This window comes from Pseudomonas sp. MWU13-2100, assembly GCF_023242365.1.
GTDB lineage: Bacteria > Pseudomonadota > Gammaproteobacteria > Pseudomonadales > Pseudomonadaceae > Aquipseudomonas.
Genome location: NZ_JALLIX010000036.1, coordinates 52,744 through 67,308 on the forward strand (window position 1 = coordinate 52,744; position 14,565 = coordinate 67,308).

General features: G+C 62.0%; 1 protein-coding gene. It reads left to right on the plus strand.

Features of this window, described 5'->3' with window-relative positions; genetic code table 11:
• Positions 1–32 precede the first annotated feature (32 nt).
• The coding region (locus tag M5B99_RS22150) for a hemagglutinin repeat-containing protein (protein ID WP_248805994.1) at positions 33–14,565 on the plus strand (14,533 nt) is incomplete at its 3' end.

A 14,565-nucleotide genomic window follows, 5' to 3' on the forward strand; every position in this document is an offset into this window, starting at 1 on the left:
ATTCACCGCACTCGTTGCATTGAGATTCCGACATGGACGTTCGTCAGTTTGCCTTCCTGGCTCGACAGCCTTCTGCTGCCCTGAAAAACCGTGAGCACTTCCTGGGGCTGCCCAAGCGCGGGCTGGCGTTCATCCTGGCGAACGCGATGTTCTGGCAACCGTTGCTGGCCCAGGCGGACGGGATCGTGGTCAGTGCGCCGGGCACCACGCTCGGCCAGGCGGGCAATGGCGTGCCCATCGTCAATATTGCCGCGCCGAATGCCCAGGGGCTGTCGCACAACCAGTTCAGTGACTACAACGTCGGGGCCAACGGGGTCATCCTCAACAACGCCACGGCGCGCACCCAGTCCACGCAACTGGGCGGGATCATTGTCGGCAATCCGAATTTCAACGGTGCGGCCGCCAACGTCATCCTCAACGAAGTGAATGGCGGCAGCCCGAGCCAGCTGCGCGGTTACACCGAAGTGGCGGGGCAGTCGGCCCATGTGATCGTCGCCAACCCGTATGGCATCAGTTGCAACGGTTGCGGCTTTATCAACACGCCACAGGTCACCTTGACCACCGGCAAGGCGGTGATTGGCAACGGTCAGGTCACGGGTTATCAGGTTGACCAGGGCAGCGTGTCCATCGACGGCGCGGGGCTCAACGCCAGCAATATCGACCAGTTCGAAATCATCACCCGCGCCGCGACCCTCAACGCCCAGATCAATGCCAAGCAACTGACGGTTATCGCCGGGCGTAACGATGTCGACGCCCGCACGCTCAGTGCCACGGCGCGTGCCGACGACGGCAGCAGCAAGCCCCAGGTGGCCATCGATTCTTCGGCGCTGGGTGGCATGTACGCCGGCACCATCAAGCTGGTCGGAACCGAAGCCGGGGTCGGGGTCAAGCTGGCCGGTAATCTGGCCGCCAGTGGCGGTGATATCCAACTCGATGCCAACGGCCAACTGAACCTGGCCCAGGCCACCGCCAGCGGGGCCGTCAATGTGAAGGCTGCCAGCCTTGATGCGCAAGGTCCGATCTACGCCGGCAGCAGCTTGAATGTGCAGACCACGGGTGACCTGGCCAACCGCAACAACCTGGCGGCCAGGGACGGCATCAGCCTGGGCAGCGGCGGCCAACTGAGCAACACCGGCATCATCGAAGCCGGGGTCAATGCCGACAACAGCCGCAACAGTGCCGGCGATGTCAGCATCACGGCGCAGAACATCGTCAACAGCGGGCAGAGCGTGATTGCCAGTCGCGACTTGAACGTCACTGCCACGCAAACCCTGGGCAACCAGGGCGGCACCTTGAGCGGGCAACGGCAAACCAGCGTCAACGCCGGCACCCTGGACAACCAGAACAAGGGCCGGGTGCTGAGCGTGGGGACGTTGGGCGTCAGCGCCGGACAACTGCTCAATTCCCAGGGTGGGTTGATCAACAGCCACGGTACATTGAGCGCCAACCTCGGCGTCTTGAGCAACGGCAATGCCGAAGTCTCCAGCCTCTCGGGCGTCAGCCTGACCGTCGCCAGCCTGGATAATGTCGCCGGTCTGATCACGGCCGGCAGCAGTCTGAATATCAATGCCAGCGGCGCCTTCAACAACCAGGGCGGGCGACTTGCCGCGCAACAGAACCTGCAGGTCAACGCGGCGTCACTGGACAACAGCCTGCAAGGCTCGATCCTCAGCCAGGGCAGCCTGGGCCTGACAACCCGCGGCGCGTTGGACAACCATCAGTCCGGCCAGATCCAGAGCAATGGAATGGCCGTGATCAACAGCGCCAGCCTGGACAATCAGCAATCCGGCCTGCTGAGCAGCGGCAATGTGCTGAGCCTGAGCAGCGGCCAGGTGAACAACAGCGCAAGCGGCCGTATCACCAGTGCCATGGCTTTGACCGTCAACACCAGCGGCCTGGACAATCACCAATCCGGCCAACTGAGCAGTGGCAACGTCCTGAGCCTGAGCAGCGGCCTGGTGGACAACAGCCAAGGCGGGCGCATCAGCAGCGCCACCACCCTGATCGCCAGCGTCAGCGGCCTGGACCAGCACAACCAGGGCCAGTTGAGCGGCACCACCGGCCTGACCCTCGACCTCAACCAGGGCCTGCTCAACAACCAGAACGCGCTGATCAACACCCCGGGTGCGCTGCTGCTCAAGAACCTGGCCACGGTCCTCAACCAGAACGGCGAGATCTCCAGCCACCAGGGCTTCAGCCTGGCCGCCAACAGCCTGGACAACAGTGCCGGCGGCAAGGTCTTGAGCGATGCGGCGCTGAGCCTGTTGCTCAACCAGACATTGAACAACGCCCAGGGCGTGCTTTCCGGCAACAGCCTGGCGATCCAGAGCGCCAGCCTGCTGAACAACGGCGGGCGTGCCAGCGGCCAGTCCGCGCTGGACCTGACGCTCGGCAGCCTGGACAACAGCGCCGGCGGCACTCTGTCCAGCCAGGGGCACCTGAGCCTCAGCGCCAGCGCTGCATTGAACAACCGGGGCGGGCAGATTACCAGCGTGGCGGACCTGAGCCTGAGCGGCGCCAGCCTCGACAACAGCCAGGGCACGCTGAGCAGCAACGCGGCCCTGAACTCGACCCTTGCCGGGCAATGGCTGAACCAGGGTGGGCTGGTGTCGTCGGTCGGCCCGGCGAGCCTCAAGAGCCTGGGCTTCGATAACCAGTTCAACGGCCGTGTCGTCAGCCAGGGCGGCCTGGGCCTGACGATCGGCGGGTTGCTGGATAACCGTGGTGGCAGCCTGAGCGCCGGCGACAGCCTGAGCCTCGGCGCCAATCGCCTGGACAACCGCCAGGGCGGCAACCTGTATGCCCACGGCAACCTGGGCCTGACCCTGAGCGATCAACTGCTCAATGCCCAGGGCACCCTCAAGGGCGACGGCGCGATCCTGCTCAATGCCGCCGGCCTGAACAACGATGGTGGCCAGTTCTCCAGTGTCCAGGGCATGACCCTCAATAGCCTGGGCACCCTGAGCAACCTGGGCGGTAGTCTCACCAGCGGCGATACCCTCGACCTCAGCAGCGGCCAACTCAACAACGGTGCCGGTGGCAGCCTTTCCAGCGCCAAAGCCCTGACCGCGCGGGTCAGCGGCCTCGACCAGCAGGGCGGCAAACTCTTCAGCAGCGGCGCCCTGAGCCTGGACCTGGGCAATGGCGCACTCAACAACCAGAACGGCCTGATCAACGCCAGCGGCCTGTTGTCATTGAAGAACCTCTCCACGGTTATCAACCGTAGCGGTGAAATCTCCAGCGACCTGGGCTTCACCCTGGCCGCGCAAAGCCTGGACAACAGCCGGGGCAAGGTCATCAGCCAGCAGGCCTTGCTCCTGCGCATCGACCAGGTGCTGAACAACGTCAAGGGATTGGTCTCGGCCAACGGCCTGGACGTGCGGAGCGCCAGCCTCGACAACCGCAACGGCACCTTCGGCAGCGATGCCGGCCTGGACCTGACGGTCCTGGGCGCTGTCAGCAACCTCAACGGCGTCCTGTCCAGTGCCGGGCAGACGAGCCTCAAGGCTGCCAGCCTGGACAACAGCAGCGGCCAACTGACCGGCGACCTCGGCTTGAGCATCGACCTCAGTGGCGCCCTGGACAACCACGCGGGCAACCTGGGTTCCGGCAAGGCCCTGCGCCTGAGCGCCGCCAGCCTGGATAACCGGGCGGCGGGGAGCCTGCTGGCCGCCGACGGCACGTTGAGCGCGACCCTCACCGGTGCCTTCGACAACCGCGAGCTGGGCAAGCTGCGCGCCGGCCAGGCCATTGACCTCAACACCGGCAGCCTCGACAACCGTGGCGGCAGCCTTATGGGCAAGGATCAACTGACCTTGCATAGCGCTTCGGCGGATAACCGTGGCGGTGTGATTCAAGCCGACAAGGACTTGAAGCTGTTCGTCGACCAACTGGATAACCGCGACAAGGGCAACCTGATCGGCAAGGCCGCCATCGGCTACACCGGCACCCGTCTGGATAACAGTGGCGGCCTGCTCAGCGCAGTCGGCCCGGTAACCCTTACCGCGCAGGAAATTGCCAACGCCGCGGGCCGTATTGCCAGCCAGGGCGATCTCACCGCCAACGTCGAGACCCTGAACCAGCAGGGCGGGGCGTTGGTCGCCCAAGGCAGTTTGCTGCTGACCGGCAAAACCCTCGACAACCGCAACGGCGGCACGCTTGCCAGCACCGGAGGCCTGACTGTCAATGTCGAGCAGGTCGACAACCGGACCGGCGAACTGTCCAGCACCGCCGGCAGCGTCAATGTTACCGGCCAGAGCCTGAACAACAGTGACGGGGGCAAGCTGTTGAGCGCGACCGACCTCGGGCTCAGCGTGGCGCAACTGATCAACCAGACCAAGGGCCGACTGTTCACCAAGGGTTCCGCGCATCTGACGGGCAGCAGTCTGGACAATACCGGCGGCAATTTTTCCGGCCTCAAGGGCCTGGATATCCGCCTCGACGGTGCACTGCTCAACAATACCGGGCTGCTCAGCAGCGAGGGCGCACTGACCCTCAACGCCGCCCGCCTGGACAACAGCGCCGGCCAGATCGGCAGTGGCGCGGGGCTGTCGATCAGCAGCCTCGGCGCACTGCTCAACCAGGGCGGTTCGATGCTCACGGATCAGGGTTTGGTGCTCAGCAGTGCCAGCCTCGACAACAGCCAACAAGGTGTGATCAACGGCAAAGGCGCGACCCGCGTCACCACCGGCAAACTGGACAACAGCCAGGGCGGCCACCTGACCAGTGACGACAGCCTGGAGCTCACCGCCACCCAGGTCAGCAACGGCGCCTCAGGGCGTATCGCCAGTGAGAAGACCCTGACCGCCAGCGTCACCGGCCTCGACCAGCAAGGCGGCGAACTGTTCAGCAAGACCCGCCTGAGCCTGGACCTGCACAATGGCCAGTTGAACAACCAACAGGGCGTGATCAACGGCCCGCTGCTGGTCCTGAACAACCTCAATGGTGTCGCCAACCAGAGCGGCGAAATTTCCAGTGCCCAGGCCTACACCCTGGCCGCGCAAAGCCTGGATAACAGCAACGGCAAGCTGCTGAGCGACCAGGGCCTGAGCCTGCGCGTCACCCAGGGACTGAACAATCTCAATGGCGTGATTTCCGCCGCGGCCCTCGACAGCCGCAGCGCCAGCCTGGACAACAGCCGTGGCCTGATCAGCAGCCGGGGTGTGCTTGACCTGGGCGTGACCAAGGCCTTCACCAACCAGAACGGCACCCTGATCGGCGACGGCGCGCTGCTGCTGGCGGCCGACAGCCTGGACAACAGCAACGGCGCGGTCTCCGGTAAAACTGACATGACCGCGACTGTTGCCAGTCTGGACAACCAGAACGGCCAACTGATCGCCACCGGCGCGCTGACCCTCAACGGCAGCACCCTGGATAACCGCCTGAACGGTCTGGTAGGGGCCACAAAAGCGCTGAAACTCAACGTTGACCGGATCGACAACCGCGCGGGCGAGATTTCCAGCAGCGCCGACCTGACCCTGATCGGTTCACGCCTGGACAACAGCGATGGCGGCAAGGTCCTGTCCGACACGGTACTGGGGCTCAAGGTGGCCCAGGTCATCAACCAGAGCCTGGGCCAGTTGCGCAGCCAGGGCAGCGCAACGCTCGATGGCAGTAGTCTGGACAACAGCGGCGGCACCCTGAGCGCCCAGTCGGGCCTGGTCATCACCCTCGACAATGCGCTGACCAACCAACTCCAGGGCCTGATCAGCAGCGAAGGCAACCTGACGGTCAACGCCGCCAGCCTGGACAACTCGACGGGCAGCCTGTCCAGCGCGGGGGCCTTGCGCCTGACCAGCAGCGGCGCCTTGATCAACCAGGGCGGGCGGCTGGTCACCGACCAGCAACTGACCCTCAACAGCGCCAGCCTCGACAATACCCAACAAGGCGTGATCAGCGCCAAGGGCGCGGCGACGGTCAGCAGCGGCACCTACGACAACAGCACCGGCAGCCTGAACAGCGCCGACAGCCTGACCCTCACGGCTGGGCAGGTCACCAACCAGGGCGGCAGCATCGGCAGCGAAAAGGCCCTGAGTGCCAGCGTCAGCGGCCTCGACCAGCAGGGCGGCAAGCTCTTCAGCCACAGCGCGCTGAGCCTTGATCTGAACAACGGCCAGTTGAACAACCAGAACGGCTTGATCAATGCCCCGTCGCTGCGGCTGAACAACCTCAAGGGCGTGAACAACCAGGGCGGTGAAATCTCCAGTGCGCAGGCTTTCACAGTGCTCGCCGACAGCCTCGACAACAGCAACGGCAAGCTGCTGAGCAACCAGGCCGTGACCTTGCGGGTCAACCAGGCCCTGAGCAACCTCAAGGGCCAGATCGCCGCCGCCGCGCTCGATGTGCGGGCGGCCAGTCTGGATAACAGCGGCGGGACCGTCACCAGTCGTGGTGACCTCAGCCTGACCACCACGGGGCAACTGACCAACCAGAGCCTGGGCCTGATCAACGCCGCGCGCACCCTGAATGTCACCAGTGGTGATCTGAACAACCAGGGCGGCACACTGCTCGGCACCGGCGCCGTGACCCTCAATGCCATGGCCCTGAACAACACGGGCAATGGCCTGATCAACAGCCAGGGCGGCTTGACGATTACCGCCAACAGCCTGGACTCCAGCAATGGTGGTGAAGTTTCGGCCAAGGGCGATATCGGCTTGAACCTCGGCGCCCTGACCCAGAACGGCGGGCGCCTGCTCGGCAGCCAGGCGATCAGCCTGGACCTGGCCGGTGGTGATCTGGATAACCGCAACGGTCTGCTGAACGCCCAAGGTCTGTTAACCGTCAGCCACCTGCGCGACCTGAACAACCAGAATGGCGAGCTGTCCAGCAGCCAGAGCTTCAACCTCACTGGCCGGACCCTGGACAACAGCGGCGGCAAGCTGATCAGCAATAACCAACTGGGCGTGAGCGGCACCAGCGTGCTCAACCAGGGTGGCTTGATTTCCGGTTGGCAGGGGCTGGCGGTCAACGGCGGCAGTCTCGATAACCACAGCAGCGGCACCTTGTCCAGCCGCAATGGCAACCTCGACGTAACCCTCAGTGGCGGCTTGCTCAACAGTGGCAACGGTGCCTTGGTCAGCCAGAAAAACCTGACCGTCAACGCGGCGAGTCTGGATAACAGCGCGGGCATTCTGTCCAGCGGCGCGGCTCAGCAACTGACGGTCAGCGGCCTGCTGAACAACGCGGCGGGCGGCTCCATCGACAGCGCCACCACCCTGACGCTCAACGCCATGGCCCTGAACAACGCTGGCAGCCTCAGCGCACAACAAGCCCTGAGTTTCACCGGCACGACACTGGACAATACCAGCGGCACCCTGACCGGCAATGGCGCGGTCAATCTCGACCTGCTCGGTGTCCTCACCAACACCAACGGCAAGCTGGCCAGCGCCGGGCCGCTGGTGATCAGCCGCAGCAGCCAGATCAACAACCAGGGCGGGCAACTGGTCAGTCAGGGCCTGTTGAGCCTGCTCAGCGGCGGTCTCGACAACCGCAATCGCGGCACCGTGGCGGCCAATGACAGCGTGACCCTGAGCGCCGGCGGTGCTGTGCAGAACAGTGGCGACGGCCTGATCTACAGCCAGAACGGCGACGTCAAGCTCACTGCCGCCAGCCTCGCCAACGGCAAGGGCACGCTGCAAGGCCAGGGTGCGCTGAACCTGACGGTTGCAGGCGATATCGACAACCAGAGCGGCAAGCTGATTGCCCAGAACGGCGACCTGAACGTCAGCGCCGCCAACCTGGACAACCGGGGCGGCACCCTGGCTAGCGTCAAGGCGGCCCTCGAAGCGCGGATCGTCGGCGTGCTGAAAAACGGCTACGACCTGAACAACAACCACCAGGGCGGCATCACCCAGGCCCAGCGCCTGACCCTCAGCGCGCTGGGCGGGATCGACAACTACGGCGGGCGGATCTCGGCGCAAAGCGGCGATGCCGTGATCACCAGCGCCGACTTCGACAACCGCAACGGCGGCCTGTACGCCAAGGGCCTGGTCCAGGTCAGCGGCAACAACTTCGACAACAGCGGCGACAACGACGGGCAGATTGCTGGTCAACGGATCGACCTCAGCCTCAACGGTGCGCTGAACAACCGCCTGGGTATTATCGAAAGCGACAGCACCCTGAGCGTGCGCGCCGCCAGCCTGGATAACCAGACCGGGCAACTGCGGGCGTTGGGGACCAGTGGCAAGACTGATTTGCAGATCGCCGGGATGTTCGACAACCGCAACGGCAAATTGGAAACCGCCAACAGCGACCTGACCGTGAATGCCGCCGGCTTCCAGAACCTGGGCGGCAGCTTGCTGCATGTGGGTAACGGCATCTTTGATATCGCCACCGCGAATATCTTGAATGCGGGTGGCAGCCTGGTGACCCGGGGTGGGTTGACGCTGACCGCGGATAACTGGACCAACAGCAGCGTGATCCAGGCCGGACGCTTGACGGTGAACGTCAATACCCTGAACCAGACGGCGGGCGGACAACTGCTGGCGACGACCAGCCTGACCGGCAACGGTGGCAACTGGAACAACGATGGGTTGATTGCCAGTGATGGCACGGCCAGCCTGAGCCTGGGTGGCAGCTATGGCGGCAATGGTCGCTACAGCAGCTTGGGGACATTGGGGCTGAGTGCGGCTTCGCTGAACCTGGGCAGCATGGGCAGTATCGCAGGGGGTGATAGCACCACGATCAATGTCGGCGGTGCGCTGAACAACTACGGCCGGATCACGTCGGCTGCCGGTATGAGCGTCAGCGCGGGCTCAATCAACAACTACGGGACCCTGGGCAGCAACGGCAACCTGCTGCTGAGCACGCCCAGCCTGTTGAACGAAAATGGCCTGATCTTCAGCGGCGGCGACACGGCGTTGCAGGTCAACAGCTTCACCAACCATACGGCCCAGCTCTACAGCCTTGGGGCGGTGAGTATCGGCGGGTATGGTGGCGCGGCACAGGCAGCTCAGGTCAGCAATATCTCCGGGTCGTTGGAAAGTACCGGCCAGTTCAATATCAATGCCGCCAACTTCGAGAACCGAACGGAGAGTTTCAGCCTGGGGCGCAAGCTGGTCTCGGGTGCCATCGCCTACAACTGCACCAAATGCTGGGGGCACGATTATATTTTCAGCACCGTCGTTCGTGAGGTCTACGAAGGGCAGGACACTGACACCAGTGCCTCCGCGTCTCTCTCCGCAGGGAGCGATTTTGTTTTTCGGGGTGGCAACTTCCTCAATAGCAAAAGCACCATCAGTGCTGGCGGCAATATCTCCATCCAGGCTGACAACCTGAAAAACGTCGGGGCAGTCGGCGGTACCATCGAGCGAACCCGTAGCTATCAGGAAATAGAGCTCTGGCGCGGTTTCACGGTGCCATTCTTCGGTGAGGTGGTTGCTTACAATCAGAGAAATAATCCTGATTTTCCGAACGTTTACTACATCAATGGCTCCGGTGGTCTGAGCCTGGCGATTCCTGAGAACTGGCGCCATCGTGAAGGGGGTCACGACGGTGGCACCATTGAGGAAGTCCGGTTCAAGGATTCCGTCACTGGCCAAGTAGTGAGCGGTGTGGATTTCAGTTATGCGTACCAGCAAATCCCGCAATCGCAGTATGACCCCAACAATCTGGCGCCATTGCCTGATCGACTGCAATCCTTGGTTTTGCTCAGCGACGTCGAAGTCGCCAAGGACGGCGCTGGCTCGGGCCGCAGTGCCGTCATCCAGGCGGCTGGCAATGTCTCGATCTCCGCGACCCAGGACCTGACCAATAGCGTTATTCATCAGGACTACGGATTCAGCGCGGGAGCCAACAAAGTCCAGGGCACTCAGGTAGCGGGCACGGGCGCGCCGGTCGTGGTCCGGATCAACGCCCAACTGCCACCGAACCTTGCCCAGCAGCAGGTCAACCCCCTCACGCTACCGGGCTTCAGCCTGCCCACCGGGCAAAATGGCCTGTTCCGCTTGAGCGGGCAGGGCGGTTCGGTTCGGCAGGCGAGCCAGGCCAATCTCGCTTCGCAGAACTGGAACATGGGGGGCGCGGCGGTCAGTACCGCCCAGCGTCAACAGAGTCTGCCGGAAGTTCAGGCGCGTCATTTCCAGATCGACGCTATTTCGCCGGTCGCCGCCAGTGATCGGCAACTGACCCAGACTAGCCGCCTGGTCACTGGCAGCAGCGTCGATGCCAGCGTGATCAATGTCACCGCGCCTGTCGATACCGGTAGCAATGTTATCCAACTGCCGAGCTACACCAGCAGCGCTTCCGCGATTACCCAGCCTGGGACGGTCCAGGTGGATGCTGCTCATCAGTCGGTGGCGGTGGTGGTTCCCGGTGTGACGCCGACCTTGCCGGTGATCCAGCGCGACCCGCTGACTCCCGTGATCGCTCCTGTCTCCGTGGCCGATGCGGCCACGGGCACATCGACACTGGCCCGCGTCCAGGGCTTGCCGGATATGTCGGTCAAGTCCAACCCGCAGAAGTACCTGGTCGAAACCAACCCGGCGCTGACCGACCTCAAGCAGTTCATGAGTTCGGACTATCTGCTCTCGGGGTTGGGTTACAACCCGGACGCCAGCGCAAAGCGCCTCGGCGATGGTTTCTATGAACAGAAGCTGATTCAGCAAGCGGTAGTGGCCCGCACCGGCCAACGCTTCATTGATGGTCAGACCTCAAACGAGAAGCTGTTCAAGTACCTGATGGACAACGCCATCAGCAGCAAGCAGCAGCTCAATTTGTCGGTGGGTGTTTCCCTGACTTCCGAGCAGGTCGCGGCCCTGACCCACGACATCGTCTGGATGGAAAAGCAGGTGGTCAACGGTGAAGAGGTGCTGGTGCCGGTGCTGTACCTGGCGCAGGCCACCAACCGCTTGGCGCCGAATGGGGCGTTGATTCAGGGGACGGATATCACCCTGATTGCCGGGGCGAACCTGGAAAACAGCGGGACCTTGCGTGCCAGCAATAACCTCAAGGCGACAGCGGGCAATGATCTGGTCAACACCGGTTTGATCGAAGCGGGCAATCGTCTGGATCTGCTGGCGGGTAACAACATCGTCAACAAGTCGGGTGGGATCATTGCCGGGCGCGATGTGAATATGACGGCTCTCACCGGCGATGTGCTTAACCAGCGCGACGTCAACCGCAGCGACCAGACGGTCGGCTTTGTTAGCACGCACCGTGAATCGCTCGACAACGCTGCGCGTATCGAAGCAGCGAACAACCTCAGCCTCAAGGCCGGACGCGACGTCGAGAATAACGGCAGCGTGCTGCAGAGCGGTGGCGATACGCGAATCGATGCCGGTCGCGATATCGATATCGCAGCCACTGAGAGCCGCTCATCCACGAACTACTATGGCAGGGGGGCAAACGACAGCTCCGTTACTCAGACGGGAGCGAAGGTCGGTGCCGGGCGTGATCTGCAAATGACCGCCGGTCGTGATCTGACGGCTATCGCCAGCCAGATCGATGCCAAGCGCGATATCGCCATGGCCGCGACCGGTAACCTGACGCTGTCTTCGGCTGCCGAAGAGCAGCATTCATATAGCAGTTCCAGGAGGGTCACCAGCCAGAAGGATCACACCAGCCAGGTATCTACCAGTGTGACGGCGGGCGGCAATGTTGCGGTGAGTGCTGGCATTGACCTGGGGCTGATCGCAAGCAAGATATCCGCAGGCAATGAGGCCTATGTGTATGCCGGCAAGGACCTGAACCTGCTGTCGGCGGAAAACACTGACTACTCCTACTACTCCAGAACCAAGAAAGGCTCCTGGGGCCGGAAGAGCACGACAATGACCCAGAGCGAAACGGATATTGCCGTCAGCTCTTCGATCGATGCCGGCAAGAAGCTCGTGGTCTCTGCCGCGCAGGACCTCAATACCCAAGGCGCCAAACTGGCGACTGATGGGGACCTGAGGGCTAGCGCGGGCCACGATATCAATCTGGATGTCGCGGAGAACTTCAGCAGTTATGCCACGGCGTCCTCCAAAAAGGGCATGTTCTCCAGCAAAAGCAGCGGTTCATCTTCCAGCCAGACCACGGTGACCAGTACCGAGCTACACGGCAAGACCCTCGATGTGCAAGCCGATAATGACCTTACGCTGCACGCCGCTGCCCTTTATGCGCAAGAGAGTGCGAAGTTGAGCGCAGGCCGAGATATGGAGATCGGAACGGCCCTGCAACAGCAAACTTCCAGCCACTACAGCCAGTCCAGCAAGTTCGGATTCAATTCGATAGGTGCACCCAACGTTACGCAGAAAGCGCAGCAGAACCAGCAGAGCTCCAGCGACAGTATCGGCACCAGCGTCAGTGCCGACAGTCTTGGCATCAAGACAGGTCGTGACGCTGTCGTGCGCGGCAGCACATTGGTCACCGACAACAACCTGCAGATTGATGTGGGGCGCAATCTGGCAATCGTCAGTGCTGAAAATACCAGTGCGTCCAGCAGTTCCTCCAGCAGCAAGAAGTCCGGGCAAATCGGTTCCTGGTGGCAGGACGCAATCGGTGTTGTCCAGCTCAAGGACGGCAATCAGAGCCAAAGCACGCGGCAGGCTGGGAGTCAGGTCGCGTCCCTGGGCGGTGACGTCAATCTCAACGCTGCCGAGTACTACAACCAAATTGCCAGTCAGGTCATAGCACCTAAAGGCGATATCTCGATCAATGCCAAGAATGTCGATATCCAGGCCGGCTACGACGTCTTGAGTGCCAATCACACGGCGAGCTCCAACCGTACAGCGGTTGGCGGCAGCATTGATATTCCGTTGGTCGATGCGGTTCGTGGGTTACAGCAGACTGCTCAGTCCAGCGAGAAAACTTCCGATCCTCGGATGCAGGGACTGGCGGCGGCCAACGCCGCCATGAGTGGCAAGCAGGCCTATGAAGCCGGACAGACCATGATGAATGGTGGTTTCGGGTTCAAGGTCAGCGCCAACTTGAGCAACAGCCAAAGCCACACTGAAAGTAATCAGTCCGGGCAGAACGTGGTGTCCAGCAGTCTGGCTGCGGGCGGTGATGTCAATGTCACTGCTGCGGGGGCGGGCAAGGACAGCGCTCTGAATGTGTTAGGCAGCCGTATTGATGCTGGGCACGATATCAATCTGAAGTCTGATGGCGACATCAATCTGGTCTCTGCACAAAACACGGCTGTGCAAAACAGTACCAATGACAATAGCGGCATGAGCATCGGCATTGGTTTCGGCATAGGCCAACAAAACGGTTTCACCTTGGAACTGGCCGCTAACAAGGGAATGGGGCATTCCGATGGTAGTGATGTCACCCAGACCAATACTCAGCTCAAGGCCGGCAACAAGGCCGCGCTCGACAGCGGTAGCGACACCAACCTCAAAGGGGCGGTAATCACGGCCAATCAGGTGCAAGCCAATGTTGGCGGTGACCTGAATCTGTCCAGCGTGCAGGACACCAGCAAATTTACGTCCAAGCAGATAGACGCCAGTGTCGGTGTGAGTCTCTGCATTCCACCTTTCTGCTACGGCATGAGCAGCGGCGCCACGGCGAGCCTCAATCAGCAGAAGATGAACAGCGACTATGCCAGTGTCAGTGAGCAGACGGGCATCAAAGCCGGCGATGCTGGTTTCCAGATTGATGTCAAAGGCAACACTTCTCTCAATGGCGCGGTGATTGCCAGTACCGATCAGGCCGTCAAGGATGGGAAGAACAGCCTGTCCACCGGTACGTTGACCACCTCGGATATCAAGAACAAAGCCGAGTACGATGCCAGCAGCATTGGATTGAGTGGTGGCGTTGGCGGAAATATTGGCCGCGATGCGAAGGGTAACCAGCAGGCAGGTGCCCCTGGCACTCCGGTTCCGAGCAATGGAAATGTCAGTGCCAATGCGCCGATTGCCCTGATTGCCAGTGGGGAGTCGAGCAGTACGACTCAGAGCGGCATCAGCGGTGCGAGCGTAAAGATCAACGATGACTCGAAACAGCAGGCATTGACGGGGCAGACGGCGGCGCAGGCGATTGCGGCGATCAATACCGATGTCTCCAGCGACAGGGATGGCAGTAACAAGCTCAAGCCGATTTTCAATCAACAGGAAATTCAGGCTGGGTTTGATATCACGGCCAAGTTTGTGCAGAACGTAGGTACGTACGTTGAGTCGAAAACTCGCGAAGCGGACCAGCTGCGCGCAGCTGCGGACCAAGAAAAAGCGCTGGCAAATGTTGGCGATCCAGAGATGCAAGCCATTCATCGGGATAACTACCTGAGCCTTAATCAGCAGGCCAGGGATCTTGAAAATGATTGGGGTGCGGGTGGGACCTATCGGCAAATTGCCACGGCGTTGGTGGCTGGCGCCAGTGGCGGGGTGACCGGCAGTACTGCTCAGTTTGCGCAGAACATGCTGGTTAACTACGTTCAGCAGCAAGGTTCGAGCTACATCGGCAAACTGGTTGCGGCCGGTCTCAAGGAGGGAAGCCCGGAGCATGTAGCGCTGCATGCGATTTTAGGTTGTGCGGGGGCTGCTGCCAGCAATCAAAGCTGCTCTACCGGTGCTGTCGCTGGGTCCGCCGCCAGTGTCATAGCCGGTTTGTTCAGCGCCCCTCAGCCTGATGAAACCAATCAGGAGCGCG